This is a genomic window from Microbacterium plantarum, from assembly GCF_035231185.1.
In the GTDB taxonomy this organism is placed as follows: domain Bacteria; phylum Actinomycetota; class Actinomycetes; order Actinomycetales; family Microbacteriaceae; genus Microbacterium; species Microbacterium plantarum.
In genome coordinates this window covers 2,845,264-2,860,522 of sequence record NZ_CP141117.1, presented here as the reverse complement: position 1 = coordinate 2,860,522, position 15,259 = coordinate 2,845,264, and the positions used below count along the sequence as shown (strand labels likewise).

Genomic DNA, 15,259 nt, shown 5'->3' with positions numbered 1-15,259 from the left:
GGATGTCGATGAGGTTCACGGGCGCTCCTCGATGGTCAGGCCGAAGGCGCGCGCGAGCAGCTCGGGGCGGAGCGCCTCGTCGACGGCTCCCTGGAAGACGACGCGGCGCAGCAGCAGCACGGCTTCGTCGGCGAGCGAGGGGAGGGCGTGCAGGTCATGGGTGGAGACCAGCACGGTGCGGCCGTCGGCCGCGATCTCGCGGAGCAGGCGCACGATCGTCGCCTCGGACTTCTTGTCGACTCCTGCGAAGGGCTCGTCGAGGAGCAGGACGCCGGCATCCTGGGCGATGCCGCGCGCGACGAACGCGCGTTTGCGCTGCCCGCCCGACAGCCGGCCGATCTGGCGGTCGGCGAGGTCGCCCAGTTCGACCCGCTCGAGGGCGGCGTCGACGGCGCGATGGTCCTCGGGGCGCGGGCGGCGGGTGAGGCCGAGGCGACCGTACCGGCCCATCATGACGACGTCTCGCACCGAGACCGGGAAGGTCCAGTCGACGTCCTCGCTCTGGGGCACGTAGCCGATGACGCCGCGGCGGCGGGCGAGCGCGGGGGTCTGACCGGCGATGCTCACCCGGCCGCTCGCGGGACGGACGAGACCCGTGATCGACTTGAACAGCGTCGACTTGCCCGATCCGTTCATGCCGATCAGCGCGGTCACGCGGCCGGGCGTGACGGTGAGGTTGACGTCGTCGAGTGCCACGATGTCGCGGTAGCGCACCGAGACTCCGGTGACCTCGATTCCCGGAGACGCGCCGGCCACGCCGCTCACGAGGCGCTCCCGGTCAGCGCCGCCGTGATGGTCTCGGCGTCGTGGCGGAGCAGGTCGAGGTAGGTCGGCACGGGGCCGTCCTGCTCGGAGAGCGAGTCGACGTAGAGGGTGCCGCCGAAGACGGCATCCGTCGCCTCGACGACCTGCTGCATCGGGCGGTCCGAGACCGTCGACTCGCAGAACACGGCGGGCACGTCATTGTCGTCGACGAACTCGATCGTCTGCCGGATCTGCTGGGGTGTCGCCTGCTGCTCGGCGTTGACGGGCCAGATGTAGGCCTCGGTGAGCCCGGCATCTCGAGCGAGGTACGAGAAGGCCCCTTCGCACGTCACGAGCGCGCGCTGCTCGACGGGCACCGTCTCGAGGTCGGCGACGAGATCGTCGTGGATGCGCTGCAGCTCGTCGTTGTAGGCGGCGCCGTTCGCGGCGTAGGCGTCGGCGCCCGCGGGATCGAGCTCGCTGAACGCCGCGACGATGTTGTCGACGTACAGCTGCACGTTCAGGGGGCTCATCCAGGCGTGGGGGTTGGGCTTGCCGGCGTAGGCGTCTCCGGTGATGTCGATCGTCTCGACGCCCTGGGACACGACGGCGTGCGGTGCGTCGGCGGTCTCGACGAACCGCGCGAACCATGACTCGAGGCCCAGCCCGTTGTCGAGGATCAGGTCGGCGTCGGACGCCGCCGCGATATCGCGCGGGGTGGGCTCGTAGCCGTGGATCTCGGCCCCGGCCTTCGTGATCGATCGCACATCGAGTCGGTCTCCCGCGATGTTGCGGGCGATGTCGGCGAGCACCGTGAACGTCGTCAGCACGACGGGCCGGTCGCCCGACGGCTCGCCGGCGACGTCGGCGTTCGAGCCCGTCGCGCAGCCCGCGAGGAGCGCAGCCGTCGCCCCCAGGGCGACCAGCGCGGAAAGGCGGCGAGGTCGATTTTTCGGCATACCGAAAAATTACCCGCTGGCCTCCCGGGCGTGCAATTCCTCGTCGACGACATCGGCCCAGGGTTGACGCGTCGAACGCACGGTGTTACCGGACTCGGCCGCCTGCTGCATCAGCAGCGCGAGGTAGTGGTCCTGGCTGGCCTCGGCCAGCGAATAGACCGGCGCGTGCCCGTCGATGGCGCCCGGCATGCCGTCGAGCATCCGCGCGATCGCGATCTCGTCGTCGTTGAGGCGGGCCGGGAGGAAGGGGTTGCGGAAGACCCACTCGTCGCCGAGGAGGATGCCGCGCAGGAACATCCCCTCCAGGTTGCCGCCCTCGCCCGTCATGACCCGTCGCAGCGAGTCGAAGACGGGCTCGTCGAACCGGCGGAGGTGGCGCACCTCGCCGTTCTCGATCTCGCCGCGCTCGCCGCGGATCAGCAGGCGGTTGCCGCGGATCCACGAGAAGTACTGCTCGCCGGCGAAGTCGTACACGCCCAGGCGGTCGCCGAACGCGAACCGTGCCGTGGTCTGCGTCGCGGTGACGATCCGCTCCTCGGTGGGGTCGCCGTCGCGGCCCGGGCCCGCCACGAGCGGAGACCGGAAGACGGATGCCGTGATCTCGGTCTCGTCGGCCCCGATGCCGAGCGCTCGCCGCATGACGCTGACGCCGTGATAGTCGTGGCACTGCGCGACGAGCGCCTGTGACGGGGTGCCCAGCCGTCCGGAACGGGCCACCGCGAGCTGTGCCGACAGCAGCGGCGACAGGTGGTACTGCTCGGCGACCTGCACCGTCGGCATCCCCGGGCGGGCGAGGTGCTCCCACAGGTCGACGAGGTCGTCGATCCCGGCGGCGGGCGGTGTCTCGGTCAGGACCGGGATGCCGCGGTCGGCGAGGTCGACGATGATCCCGGGAGCCACGTCGCGCGGCACCGAGACGACCACGAAGTCGGGGGTGCCGTCGGCGAGCAGAGCGTCGAGGTCGCTGTAGCCGCGGACGCCCCACCGGTTCTCGATCTCGGCCGCGGTCGCCGCGCTGCGGGTGACGAGGCCGGAGATGCGGAACCGCTCGGGAAGGGCGGCGGCGATGCGCAGGAAGAAGTCACTGCGCCATCCGCTGCCGACGATGGCGAAGGTGAGGGTCATCGGCACAGTCTGCACGGGGCGGCGTGTGAGACGGTAGGGGCATGGTGGAGGGGCGCGCTCGCGGCGGTGAAGATGATATGGAGCCGGCCGACATCGACGTCGAGACGGTCGCGTTCGACGGGGTGCGCACTCGGGTCACGCGGGTGCAGACCGCGTCGTCGGCGGATGCGGGGCGGGCCTTCGTGCTGATCGCGGGCATCGGGGTGGCCGCGACCTACTTCGACCTGCTCGCCCCGACGCTCGCGCAGAACGCGCGGGTCTACGCTCTCGACCTTCCGGGCTTCGCCGGTCAGCGTGCGCCGCGCGACGAGCCATCGGTGGCGTTCTTCGCCGACCAGGTGGAGGCGGTGCTCGATCGGTTCGAGCTCGATGATCCCGTATTGCTCGGGCACTCCTTCGGCACGCAGATCGTCACGGAGGTGCTCACGCGGCGCCCCGGCATCGGTCAGGCCGTCCTCATCGGTCCGGTCGTGAACGACCGCGAGCGCTCGGTGGTGCTGCAGGCGATCCGGTTCGGGCAGTCATCGCTGTTCGAGCCGTTCCGCCTCGTGATGCTGGCGGTCAGCGCCTACCTGCTCTGCGGCTTCGCCTACTTCATGCGGGTGCTGCCGCACATGATGCGGTATCCGCTGCGCGAGCGCCTGGCGGACGTCTCTGCGCAGGTGCTGCTGATCCGCGGCGCGCGCGACTTCTCGTCGCCGCGGTACTTCCACTCGGAGCTCCTGGCCGTCGCGCGCGACGCGTGGCGGTGGGAGATCCACGGCGCCGCGCACTCGGTCATCAACGGCAACGCGATCGGCGTAGCCAAGCTCATGGACGCCTTCGTCGCGGGCGACCTGCCCCGCCGCGGTCAGATGTCGCAGGAGGAGGCGCGCGTGCCCCGGCCTGCGTACGGCGGGATCGCCCTCATGTGGCGCGCGGCGCGCTACCGCGTGCAGGAGTGGTTCAGCGCGCGGGAGGGCGACGAGGTCGGCGTCGAGCATGCGAAGGAGTCGCACGCCGCCGTCATGTGGCGCGCGTTCACCGGCGGACGCAGCTGAGTCGGCGGGCTCGCGACGTCACTTCCTCGTCGTCACTCCCACACCGCGGTGTCGGGGTCGATGCCGTGCGCGCGGGCGCTCGCGTCGATGCTGCGGCGCAGCCACGAGGTGAGGCCGGGACGGAGACGATCGTAGTGCGCGGTGAACGCGGCATCCGCTTCGTACATCCGACCGAGGCAGACCTGCATCGACCGGCTCACCGGGAAGTACTCGCTGATCGCGGCACGGTGGCGCTCGACGAGCGCCTCGGCCTCCGGCGCGCCGGGCTCGATGCCCGCGTCGGCGGCCGCGGCGAGGTCGGCCTCGAGCGCGGTCATCGTCGCGGTGATCTCCCGCCACTGGTCGGGGGTGCGGGTGGCGGCGCGTTCGGCGTACTGCTGCCACTGCGGGGAGTCGCCGTAGCGGCGCCGGGCGAGGGCGGGCCAGTCGGGGTTCCAGTCGGGGCCGAAGATCGACAGCTGCTCCTCGGCGGTGAGCAGCACGCCGCGCTCGTGCGCCTCGATCATGCGGTCGAGACCGGCGCGGAGGCCCTCGAGCCGGGCGAGCGATCGCGACACCTCGTCGCGTTGCTCCCGGAGAGCCGCGGAGGTGTCGCGACCCGGCTCGTCGAGGATGGTGCGGATCTGGTCGAGCCCCAGCCCGACCTCGCGGTACACGACGATGCGCTGCAGGCGAGCGATGTCGGCGGCGGTGTACAGCCGGTACCCGGCGTCGGTGCGCAGCGACGGCGAGGCGAGGCCGATCTCGTCCCAGTGGTGCAGGGTGCGCACCGTGACCCCGAGATCGGATGCCGCGCGCCCGACCGTCACCCCGTCCGTGCTGATGTCGCTCATGGGTGCTCCTGCGAGGGTGTGATGCCGATGGCGGCGAGGGAGCGTGCTGCGGCGCTGTCGGGCTCGTAGGGCTTCGCCGCCGTGACGACGATACGCGCGTTCTCCGGGGTGAGGATCTCGACCTCGCGACTGTTCCACGGGGTGTCGCGGGGCTCGCCGACCGCCCCCGGGTTCAGCGCGCGGCAGGCCTCGACGATGCCGTCGAGCTCGGCGAGGACGCAGGCGTAGCTGTAGGTCAGTGCGGGCGGTTCGGATGCGGGCGCCGATCCCGGGTCGCCGGCGACGAGCAGGACATCCTGGAATGCCCAGCGGCGCAGGTGGATGAGCGTGCCGGGGATCGTGAAGAGCTCGAAGAACCCCAGGCCCGCGGTCCAGAACCGCGACGAGGTCGTCAGATCGTGCGTGGGGATCGTGACGAACGCCGGCATCCCGTAGATGCCGCGATAGGGCTCGGGCGCGACGGCATCCGGTCCGGGCGGGGGAACGGGGCTGATCTCGAAAGCGTCGTAATAGGGGGTCTCGGGGTCGGTCATGCGACCACTCTCGGCCCTCACGTCGCGTGAGGGTCAAGCGGGGGTGCCCCGGTCAGCGGTAGACGCCGCGCGGGAGCAGCATGGCCGCAGCGATGGCGAGCACGACCATCGCGACGCCGCCGACGATGACGCCGAGCATCGGGTTGAGGGTGAGGAGTCCCACCAGGAATCCGAGGGCGATGCCGACAAGAGCGCCGGTGGCGGTGTGGGCGAGTGCTTCGACGTCCATGCTCTCGACGCTACGGATCTCAGCGCCGGGGCGCGTCCCCCATACGGGTGATTTCGACTCGTCCTGCGGGACCATGCTCCCGGCTGTCGCGCAGTACCTGAGCACCGAGCAGACCGGGCAGGCCGCGGCCGCCCTGCGTCGTGAACGTGAGGATCGCGCAGGCCACGAGGAAGACGAAGGCGAGGAAGCCCCAGGGGCCGGGGAGCTGATCCAGCAGCGCGTAGCCGCCGATGCCGCCGAGGAACCGCGTGAGTCGGGTCACCACGGCGGGGGCCGGGCCACCGGCGTAGCGGAGGCGCACGGTCAGGTCGCCGATCGTCCGGCCCGACACCAGGACGCATCCGCCGACGACCGCGAGCGCGGCGATCGAGCCGGCCTGACCCGCGAGGTCGGTCTCGACGGCGACGTCGCGGTTGCCCGTGAAGACGAGGGCCGCCTGGATGCCGACGCTCACGAAGATGCCGACGAGCGAATAGGCGAGCAGGTCGCACACCATCGCGAGGATGCGGCGGCCGCGCGTCACCGGTCGCGGTGCGTCCGGCTCCTCGGAGACCGGGCGGCGCGGCACGAGGAGCGCGAGGATCGAGCCGATGACCGCTCCGACGGTGTTGGTGAGCAGGTCGTCGACGTCGAAGACGCGGTAGGCGCACGGGTAGACGCCCCAGACTCCGGTCAGCTGTGTGAACTCGACGATGAGCGAGATGCCGAGGCCGGCCGCGAACGCGACGAGGATGCCGCGGCGGGCGAGAACCCGTACGAAGAAGCCGAGCGGGAGGAAGAGCAGGACGTTGAGGGCGAGCTGCAGGAAGGCCGAGTCGGAGAGGAAGGCCCGCGGGCTGCCTCCGGCGCGCTGCGCAGCGCCGCGGATGTCGTCGACGAGCTCGAAGAGGTTCAGGTTGGATCCGGCGCACCGCATGCTCGACGGGTCGGGGAGCGGCAGCAGCGTGTAGGTCCAGATCGCGAAGAAGTAGACGAGGGCCGCGCCCGACAGCACGAGCTGGCCCGCGGTGAGATGCCCCGCGCGCCGGTACTGGACCGCGACGAAGGGCACGAACAGCACGAGGCCGACGAGCGCGCCGATGCCGATCGCGACGGCGCCGAGGAAGACGTTGTCACCCATTCCGACAACTTTTCCAGACCAGGCGGGTTCTTCTGGACACTGTGAGTGTTACCGGTAACATGACGACCGCCGGTCCCGAAGGCGGAGCCGGCTGATTCCGAGAGGCGGAGGAGTCCGATGGAACACGAAGCGGTGGCGCGGGTTCGGGCCGAGGTGGCGTCGTTGCACGCGGAGCTGGTGCGTTACGGGCTGGTCGTGTGGACCGGTGGCAACGTGTCGGGGCGGGTTCCGGGGGCTGATCTGTTCGTGATCAAGCCGTCGGGGGTGTCGTATGACGAGTTGGCTCCGGAGAACATGATCGTGTGCGATCTGGACGGCAATGTGGTGCCGGGGACGCCGGGCAGTGACCGGTCGCCGTCCAGTGATACGGCGGCGCATGCGTATGTGTATCGGAACATGCCCGAGGTGGGTGGTGTGGTGCACACGCATTCGACGTATGCGGTGGCGTGGGCGGCGCGGGGTGAGGAGATCCCGTGTGTGATCACGGCGATGGCTGATGAGTTCGGGGGGCCGATCCCGGTGGGTCCGTTCGCGATCATCGGTGATGACTCGATCGGCCGGGGGATCGTGGACACGCTTCGGGGGCATCGTTCCCGGGCGGTGTTGATGCAGAACCATGGGCCGTTCACGATCGGGTCGAGTGCGAAGGATGCGGTCAAGGCTGCGGTGATGGTGGAGGACGTGGCTCGCACGGTCCACATCGCCCGGCAGGCGGGGGAGTTGCTCCCGATTCCGCGGGACGCGATCGATGCGCTGTACGACCGGTATCAGAACGTTTACGGACAGACCACCGACGACCGCCGGTAGCCCCGCACCGGTCAGTCGGACTCGGTCGGCGCCTCGTCGGCGATACCGGCGAGGCGCTCGCGGGTCTCGCGTTCGGCGATGATGCCGATGAAGTCCGTGACGCGGGCGTCGGCGTGGCTCTCAACCGAGGCCGCCGCCTCGCGGTGGATGAGCTCGTCGTCGAGGTCCGGCATCCGCTTCTTGACCCGGTCGGCGACCTCTTCCGTCACCTCGTGGGCGTCGAACTCTTTCGCAGGCTTGTCCATGGCCACATCATCCGACGTCCGTGCTGCCGGCGAAACCCGTCGACGCGACGCCCCGCGCGTGCGATCATGTGCGGGATTAGGCTGGATCAACGTGAGCGATCAGACGAGTTCCGAATGGCCCTGGTCGGAGGGCGGCATCAACTTCCACACCCGCAAGTGGGTGCGGCCGGAAGACCTGAACGCCAACGGCACGCTCTTCGGCGGCAGTCTGCTCCGCTGGATCGACGAGGAAGCCGCGATCTACGCGATCATCCAGCTCGGCAACTACCGCGTGGTGACCAAGCTCATCTCGGAGATCAACTTCGAGTCGTCGGCGCTGCAGGGCGACCTCATCGAGATGGGCCTGACCGCGACGCACTTCGGTCGCACCTCGCTGACGATGCGCGCCGTCGTGCGCAACATGATCACGCGCAAGCGCATCCTCTCGATCGAGCGTCTCGTGTTCGTGAGCGTCGACGAGGACGGGCAGCCGATCCCGCACGGCTACTCCGCCATCACGTACGACCGTGATCGGATGCCGCGCGAGCACCCCAAGACCGACTCGGTGCGCCTGCCCTGATCACCGGGACGCGGCCCTCGCGCGACGTCGCCACACGAGCAGCGCCAGGCCGAGGGCTGCGACGAGAGCCGCCAGTCCGGCGACCCCGCCGATCGTCCCTGCGTCGGCGCCGGTAGCGGCCAGAGCATCGCTCGACCCGGCATCCGGCCCCGACCCGCCGCCGGAACCGGGCATGCCCGGCCCGCTGTCGCCCGGTGCGCCCGACCCGCTGTCGCCCGGTGCGCCCGGCCCGCTGTCGCCCGGTGCGCCCGGCCCGCTGTCACCCGGTGCGCCCGGCCCGCTGTCACCCGGTGTGCCCGGCTCGCCGTCACCCGGCGCCGCGACGACCGTGACCTCCACCGTGTCGGTCACCCCGTTCACGGTCACCGAGATCGAGGCATCGCCGGCCGACACGGCGGTCAGCTCACCGGAGGAGGGGTTCAGGCGCAGCGCGCCCGAGGCGGCTGCTTCGGTCTGCGCGCGCTCGGCGCGCCCCGATCGCGCCTCGGCGTCCGCCCGTGCATCCGACCCGACGACGTCGAGCCCGGCGCCGGCCCAGTCCGCGCTCACCGGCCAGGCGACGGGAACCGTGCGCCCGCCGTCCTGTGTCAGCGTCGCCGACACGGGCACCGTCTCGCCGACCTCGAGCACCGTCGGTGCCGCGAGATCGAGCGATTGCACGCGCGGCTTCGTCTCGGCCTGCATCCATCGGATGCGGTCCTCCACCACGGCGGGCCCCGTGCCCACGACACCGGCGCCGGGGTTCACGCCGAGCATGGTCCAGCCGGTGAAGCCGCCGGCATCCGGGGTTCCCGAGGGCCCCTTGCCCGAGTTGCCGTTCAGCACCCGCGAGACGCCGTCGTAGCTCGTCGCGTCGAAGACGCCGACGTGGCCGTTCACCATGGCGACCGACTTGCCGGTGTCGGCGCGGAAGGCCGCGAGCGTCGACACGAACTGCGCCGCCTCGTAGCGGTCGGAGAGCTGGCTCGCCTTCGACGGCAGCGGGTCGTCGGCCGGGTGGTGCGAGAAGACGAGCACGCCCGTCACCGACGAGTCCTCCGCCGCGGCGGCCAACTCGGAGTCCAGGAACTCCAGCTGCTCCATGCCCGACGCCCGGAACGAGCCGGCCGACGAGTTCAGGGTGATCATGCGCGTCGAGCCGAGGTCGACGGATCGGAACGCCGCGCCGAACGCCGAGGTGAAGTTCGAGATCGCGCCGCCCATGATCTCGTGGTTGCCGGGCACGTAGATGTAGGGCACACGGTCGCCGACCTCCTCCTCGAGGATGCGGGCAGCGAGCTCGAAGTCGGCGACGGATGCCTCGTCGACGAAGTCTCCGTTGATGACGAGGTAGTCGGGCTCGGCCGCGACGATCTCGCGCAGTGTCTCGCGTGCGGCGACGACGACCTCGGAATCGGGGTTGCGGGCGACGAACTGCGCGTCGCTCATGACCGCGATCCGCTGGGAGCGGCCGTCGACGCTGCCGTCGGTGACGATCACCGGGTCGAACACCTTCGGGGCCACCGGCTGGTCGACGTCGGGTGCGACGATCGACTCGAGGCCGGAGATGGCGATGTCGCCGTGGTAGGTGGCCGACGACCGGGTCTCCATAATGCGCACACGCTGGAATGTCAGCGGATACGCCGTGCCCGCCGGCACGGTGAAGCGTGCCTGGCGCCAGCCGGTCCAGTCGATCATGGGGCCGTCGAGGTTGATCGTCGTGTCGGTGCCGGTTCGCATCTGCAGGCGGGGCCAGGCGCCCGAGCCGTCGCCGTCGATCCACAGCGTGATCGCTTGCGGCTGGCCCTCGAGCACGCGGCCCGACGCGGCATCGACCTGCTCCGGAGCGATCGCGTAGTAGCCGCGCGTGCTGGTGGTGGTGGTGAAGTCGTAGGTCATGCGCAGCGCGGCTCGACCGTCGGGGCCGGTGGTCGGGGTGAGCTCACCGGTCGCACGCGCGACTCCGGCGGTCCACGACGCCGCGTCGGTGAAATCGGCCACCGAGATGGTGCGGTAGCCGATGGTCACCGCGACGTCGACGCTGCGTCCACCGGCGGTGAAGGTCACCGTCGCCGAGCCGCTGTCGGTGGTCGGGGTGATGAGGAACGCGTCCAGGCCGTTCCGCTCGACGGTCACGTCGGCCCCGTGCTCGACGCTGACGTCGGCGGTCTCGAGCGGCGCGGTGAAGCCGTCGGCGTCCAGACCCGTGAGGCGGACGGTCGCGGTCTGGCCGGGCTCGGGCAGGGCGACGACCGTCGACGACGGGCGCACCCGCTCGAGGTCGCCGAGCACCCGCACCTCGGTGGTCGCGGTCTTGCCCTCGGCCTCGAACGAGACGGTGGCGGTGCCCGGGGTCACGCCCGCGACGAGCGCCGTCGCGTCACCCGACGCAGACACCGTGACAGCGGCATCCGTCGCGGAGAAATCGCCGATGACGTCGACCCCCGTGAGGTTGGCGTCGAGGCCGGTGCCGGCCAGCGTGCGGTGGAGCCCGGGGAAGACGGCGTCGGAGCCGGCCGCGTCGAGGGCCGGTGCGACCTTCACGTCGTCGACGACGCCGGCCGGGGCCGACGAGAAGAAGGCGAGGCTGTTGGCGACGACGCGCTCGCCCCCGTCGGAGGGGCGGTTGTGGATGGACGCCTCGGCGTCACCGGGTTCGCGCACGGCGAGCATCGTCGAGCCGCCGCCGTCGAGGTTGACGGCGTTGTAGACGTCGAGGTCGAGCATGAGGTCGCCGAGCTCTCGGATGGTCATGCCGCGGCTGTCGCCGGCGCGTCCGTCGATGGTGACGACGGTGACCTCCGTGCCGTCGCGGTTGACGCCGATGGCGGTGCGGGCCGCCTCGACCTGGTCTTCGTCGGTCTGCACGCCGTCGACGATCATGCGCTGCGACCCGCTGACGGCGAGGTCGACGTCGGCGGACGCCTCGACCGTGACCTCGACCGTGTCGCCGACCTCGAAGGCGGCCAGCGTGGTGGCGCCGCCGTCACGGCCGATGAGCACGCCGGAGCCGTCGGCGATGGCCGTCGTGCCCGTGACGGATGCCGCGTCGGTGGTGACCTCGGTCACGACGCCGTCCTGCACCGTGACGCGGGCGATCGAGCCGGCGATCTCGGCGGGTCCGCCGAGCGGGCGGCTCAACGGGTGGGAGCCCCACGCGGGGGTGTACCACCCGATGCCGTCGACGCCGATGTCGGGGCTGTTGACGCCGGCCAGTCGGTGCACGGTGCCGTCGACGGCGACCGTGGCGCCCGAGGTCAGGGCCTGCACGGCGGCGAGTCCGTCGGAGATCGTGAACGCCTGGCGCATGCCGGGGGCCGCGGTACGCAGACCTTCGGTCGGTGACACGTTCGTGCCGACCGGTGCGGTCGAGTAGTTCATGTCGAAGTAGTCGCCGTTGATCGCCGCGACCGCACCGGTGCCGGCGATCTGGTCGCTGAGCATGGCACCACCCGACACCGTGCCGGCGTCGAGCACGTCGAGCGACAGGGTCGGTGTCGTGAGGTCGGCGCGCATCACGTGGCCGGTCACCCAGCCGGCGGGTTGCAGCCGGCGGAAGTCGGTGAGCTCCAGTCCGGGCGCGAGCGTCTGAGCGTCGGCGCTGAGCATCGACGAGTTCCCGCCGCCGAGGTCGAGTCCGCCCGTGTCGGGCGCGGCGACGGCGGATGCCGGGCTCAGGGCGCCGATGCTCGCAGCGGTCGCGGTGACGACGGCGAGCAGTGCGACTGCGCCGCGGCGCGTTCTCGGGGCCGGGCGGGAGAGACGTGAGGTGAGGGCGGGCACGCGGAGCACCCTACGGACGGGGGCGTCCGAGAGGATGATGGTCCGGTGGCGGGGGGATGACCCTCAGGTGAACCGTCGGTGCCGCGCCCGGTGACGATGCGCGCGGCCTGAGGACCTCAGTGCCTCAAGGTGACACCTGACCTGAGATGCGCTGGTGCGTCGCCTGGACGAACGCCGCGTAACCCCCGGGCGTCCGGCCCTCGAACCGGCCCGAGGTCGTGACCTCGTTGACGTCGGTGGCCACGACCCGCGCACCGGCGGCGCGCGCGGCTCGGACCGTCTCGACATCCTCGTGCTCGTCGAGATCGGGGAATCCGCCCGCTGCGCGGTAGGCGGCGGCGCTCATCCCCAGGTTCGCGCCGTGCACGTTGCCGGCGGGTCGTCCCCGGGGGTGCGTGGCGAGCCAGTGCGCGGTGTGGGCCGACGTGAGGTCGGCGAAATCGGGGCGCACGGTTCCGAGGACGACCTCGGCGCCGGCGGCGCGGAGATCGAGCTGGTGGCTCAGCCAGGCGAGCGGCACGGTGGAATCACCGTCGGTCGTCGCGATCCAGGTGTCTTCGGGCGCGGGGTCGCCGAGCTCGGCGAGAGCCGCCTCGACCCCTCTCCGGCGTGCGGTGCCGACGCGGCGCGCGTCGATGCGGCGGATGCCGACGGGCCACGACCTCGCGATCTGCTCCGAGGCGTCGGTGCAGGCGTCGAGGACGACGACGGGGGCGACCCGGAGGCCGGGATGCGTTCGACGCGCGTGCGCGATGGCCGCGGTGAGCGCTGCGAGGCAGGCGTCGAGCAGCGCCGCTTCGTCGTGCACGGGGACGACGACGGCCACGGCGATCGGAGTCACGGGACGAGGCCGGTCTCGGACGCCACCGATCGCGCCTGCGCGCCGCCGAAGACCTCGAGGACGAAGTCTTCCTCCCCGTGCCGGACCAGCCGGGTCAGACCGGGCTCGGCGGCGAACGCGGCATGGACCTCATCTCCCGAGAGCGGGTATTCCGCCACGGGATGCCGCCAATGGCAGGCGATGACGTGGCCGTCGGGGGTGAGGGACGCGGCGATCCGCGAAATGGTCCGGGCGAGGTCGTCGGGGCCCCAGTAGTAGCCCACCTCGGACAGGACGATGAGGTCGAACTCACCGGCCGGCCACTGGGCCGGCAACTCGGCGCGGGCGAGCCGGACGCCCGCGCGCTCACCGAGACGACGTGCGGCGACGGCCAGCGGAGCGTCGGCGATATCGAGGGCGAGCACGCTGTCGCATCGGTCGGCGAGCAAAGCGGTGAGCGCGCCCGTGGAGCAGCCGAGCTCGAGAGCCGAACGGTAGTGCGCTCGGGGGAGGCTCGCCATCGTGATCGTGCGCTTGCGCTGTTCGTACCAGCGGGAGTCGAAGCCCCAAGGGTCGTCGCCGTTGCGGCGGTAAAATGCGTCGAAGAAGTCGCGGCGGAGGCTGCCGGTGTCGCGCGGGGGGCGGAGGAACACCTCGAACGGCCGCTCGAAGTGCTGCTGCATTCCCCCGTGGAGCATCTCCTCGTCCCCCGCGGCCGCCGAGAGCGGCTCGACCTGTGTGCGGTGGAGGCGCATGGCGGCCCGCTTGCGCTCGAGCGCATCCCCGTCGAGGTCGACGAGGTCGACGTCGTCCCAGGGCGCGTCGTCGGGGGAACCCCAGTGCCAGAGCCAGATCGGGTAGGACCGCCACGGGACGTCGCGCTCGCCGCACACCGCCGCGGCGACCTCGCCGACGACGCGGTGATCGCGATGGCCGTCACCTGTCCATGTCGAGACCACGAGCGTGCGTTCGGGGACCGGTTCGTCGCCGAGCGCGTCTGCGATCGCGCCGGCGATCTCGTCGCGGTGGTCGTCGGTCCGGCCGTCGGGAAGACCGAGAAAACGCCGCCGGATGGTCGGCGAGAGACGCGTGAGCGCCCGCTCTGCCTCGTCCCGTCGGAGCGCAGCCAGCTGGATGGGCGAGTGCGTCGGTGAATCGGGATGCGATCCTTCACCGTCGGTCGCGATGATGACGGAGACCGTTGCTCCGCGCCGGGCGGTGCGCGTCATCAGGCCGGCGGCGCCGAGAGTCTCGTCGTCGGGATGGGCGGCGACGACGAGGAGGTGGTCGAAATCCTCGGGCAGCACCGGCAGCGACCGTTCGGCGAAGGCCGCGGCCCACGTCGCTTCAGGGGTGCCGGGATCTCGGTGGCTGAAGCTCACCACTCGCCGCGCCCTTCGCTCACGCTGCCGCCGAGGCGAGCGAGATCGCGCTCGCCGTGGTGCTGACGGATGTAGATCTGCAGGTCGGCGACGCGCCGGGCGTGCCTCTCATCGGCGACGAGAGGCAGGGGGCCGAGCGCGTGCGCCGCCTCAGTCAGCGCCGTCTCGACGGCATCCGACACGATCGCGCGCACCCGGCCGGCGAGCAGTGCCGGGTCCGGGTCGGCGTCGATCGTCGCCGCTGCGGCCTTCAGCGTCAGCCGCGCGTTCCACAGAGCGGTGTCGACGCGGGCGAGGTGGACTCGTGACAGCTGGTCGGCGCCGGTACGCCGAGCCGCCTCGAGCAGAGCGTCTCGGAGGGGGAGGGCTCCACCCCACCAGCAGGCGGCGACGCCGATCCCGCCGTGTGCGAAGCCCGAACGACGCAGATACCAGCCGGCTTCTCCGATGGGCACCGCGGGCGCGTCGGCGAAGTCGACCGGCGCACTCACCACCTGCGGGAGCCCGCGGGCGTGCCAGGGGCCGGTGTGCGGGACGACCTCGGGTGGTCGCAGCGCCACGGCGAACAGCCGGCGGTCGTCGCCCACCCAGGCGGTGACGAGTGCATGGGTGAGCTGACCCGCGAGCGAGCACCACGGCTTCGTTCCCGACAGCCGCCACCCGTCGGCGGCGCGGTGGGCATCGAGTCGCATGCCCGGTGCTTCGGCGGCGAACACACCCCAGGTCGAGTTCGCGCTCGCTCCGATGGACTCGAGGGCGACGTCGACGTTCACGTCGAGACGATGCGCCTGGTCGAGGATGTCGAGCGCGTCGAGGTGGGGTTCGAGGATGCGGGCAGCGGCGACATCGAGACTCGCCACCGAGGCCAGCAGTGACCAGTCGTCGACCACCGGGCGCTCGGCGGGCCGTGCGGCGCCGACCGCGACCGCCCAGTCGAGGGTGGCGGCGACATCCGTGCCGAAGCCGTCTATGGTCTCAGCGGCGTCGAGTGCGCGGGTGATGCCGTGGGTCAGAGGCCGCTCCGCCAGGAGGGGACTGGTTCTCGGGTCGCGGTGTGCGGGCATCGCTTCATCATCGCCTGCGGGACGAGCGTGCAGGTTG

Annotated in this window: 15 protein-coding genes; 3 read left to right on the top strand and 12 right to left on the bottom strand. The window is 71.4% G+C overall.

What is annotated here, in order from left to right; all coding sequences use genetic code 11:
* Positions 1-15: 15 nt before the first annotated feature.
* Genes VC184_RS13745 through VC184_RS13735 form a run of 3 tightly spaced genes read right to left on the bottom strand, consistent with a single transcriptional unit; the run spans position 16 to position 2,828 of the window.
* A complete protein-coding gene (locus tag VC184_RS13745) occupies positions 16-765 on the bottom strand; it encodes a metal ABC transporter ATP-binding protein (RefSeq protein WP_323986637.1) in 750 nt (249 codons plus the stop codon).
* Positions 762-1,703, bottom strand: a complete 942-nt coding sequence (locus tag VC184_RS13740) for a metal ABC transporter substrate-binding protein (protein WP_323986636.1) — start codon at positions 1,701-1,703, stop codon at positions 762-764. Before VC184_RS13740 ends, VC184_RS13745 begins: the two co-directional genes overlap by 4 nt.
* Before the next feature lie 9 nt (positions 1,704-1,712).
* Complete coding sequence (locus VC184_RS13735) at positions 1,713-2,828, bottom strand: Gfo/Idh/MocA family protein (RefSeq protein WP_323986635.1); 1,116 nt, start codon at positions 2,826-2,828, stop codon at positions 1,713-1,715.
* A gap of 77 nt (positions 2,829-2,905) precedes the next feature.
* On the opposite strand from VC184_RS13735, the gene VC184_RS13730 reads away from it, so the two are divergent.
* Positions 2,906-3,868, top strand: a complete 963-nt coding sequence (locus tag VC184_RS13730) for an alpha/beta fold hydrolase (protein ID WP_323986634.1) — start codon at positions 2,906-2,908, stop codon at positions 3,866-3,868.
* Positions 3,869-3,900: 32 nt separating this feature from the next.
* On the opposite strand, the gene VC184_RS13725 is transcribed toward VC184_RS13730, so the two are convergent.
* From VC184_RS13725 to VC184_RS13710, 4 genes are read right to left on the bottom strand one after another with little or no spacing between them, the layout of a single operon-like run.
* Entirely contained in the window at positions 3,901-4,701 is an 801-nt protein-coding gene (locus VC184_RS13725) for a MerR family transcriptional regulator (protein WP_323986632.1), read from the bottom strand.
* Positions 4,698-5,234: a VOC family protein gene (locus VC184_RS13720; RefSeq protein ID WP_323986630.1), complete on the bottom strand. Its 537-nt coding sequence runs from the start codon at positions 5,232-5,234 to the stop codon at positions 4,698-4,700. The genes VC184_RS13725 and VC184_RS13720 overlap by 4 nt, the downstream gene beginning before the upstream one ends.
* A 52-nt stretch (positions 5,235-5,286) precedes the next feature.
* The gene (locus tag VC184_RS13715; RefSeq protein WP_162815494.1) at positions 5,287-5,463 is read right to left on the bottom strand and encodes a hypothetical protein; all 177 of its coding nucleotides are present in this window, start codon (positions 5,461-5,463) and stop codon (positions 5,287-5,289) included.
* Between the two features lie 19 nt (positions 5,464-5,482).
* On the bottom strand, positions 5,483-6,583 hold the full coding sequence (locus VC184_RS13710) for a VanZ family protein (RefSeq protein ID WP_323986628.1): 1,101 nt from the start codon (positions 6,581-6,583) through the stop codon (positions 5,483-5,485).
* Between the two features lie 117 nt (positions 6,584-6,700).
* Between VC184_RS13710 and VC184_RS13705 the strand changes: the two genes are divergently transcribed.
* Positions 6,701-7,390, top strand: a complete 690-nt coding sequence (locus VC184_RS13705) for an L-ribulose-5-phosphate 4-epimerase (RefSeq protein WP_323986626.1) — start codon at positions 6,701-6,703, stop codon at positions 7,388-7,390.
* A gap of 11 nt (positions 7,391-7,401) precedes the next feature.
* Here the strand turns inward: VC184_RS13705 and VC184_RS13700 are convergent, their stop codons facing one another.
* Positions 7,402-7,635, bottom strand: a complete 234-nt coding sequence (locus tag VC184_RS13700) for a three-helix bundle dimerization domain-containing protein (protein ID WP_112617818.1) — start codon at positions 7,633-7,635, stop codon at positions 7,402-7,404.
* 91 nt (positions 7,636-7,726) lie between these two features.
* Between VC184_RS13700 and VC184_RS13695 the strand changes: the two genes are divergently transcribed.
* Entirely contained in the window at positions 7,727-8,194 is a 468-nt protein-coding gene (locus tag VC184_RS13695) for an acyl-CoA thioesterase (RefSeq protein WP_240309703.1), read from the top strand.
* On the opposite strand, the gene VC184_RS13690 is transcribed toward VC184_RS13695, so the two are convergent.
* From VC184_RS13690 to VC184_RS13675, 4 genes are all read right to left on the bottom strand, one after another.
* Complete coding sequence (locus tag VC184_RS13690; RefSeq protein WP_323986625.1) at positions 8,195-11,956, bottom strand: phosphodiester glycosidase family protein; 3,762 nt, start codon at positions 11,954-11,956, stop codon at positions 8,195-8,197.
* Positions 11,957-12,080: 124 nt separating this feature from the next.
* Positions 12,081-12,797 (bottom strand): glycosyltransferase, encoded by a 717-nt coding sequence (locus VC184_RS13685; RefSeq protein ID WP_323986623.1) that lies wholly within the window; start codon positions 12,795-12,797, stop codon positions 12,081-12,083.
* Complete coding sequence (locus VC184_RS13680) at positions 12,794-14,161, bottom strand: PIG-L family deacetylase (protein WP_323986621.1); 1,368 nt, start codon at positions 14,159-14,161, stop codon at positions 12,794-12,796. Before VC184_RS13680 ends, VC184_RS13685 begins: the two co-directional genes overlap by 4 nt.
* The gene (locus VC184_RS13675; RefSeq protein WP_323986619.1) at positions 14,155-15,222 is read right to left on the bottom strand and encodes an acyl-CoA dehydrogenase family protein; all 1,068 of its coding nucleotides are present in this window, start codon (positions 15,220-15,222) and stop codon (positions 14,155-14,157) included. Before VC184_RS13675 ends, VC184_RS13680 begins: the two co-directional genes overlap by 7 nt.
* Positions 15,223-15,259 lie beyond the last annotated feature (37 nt).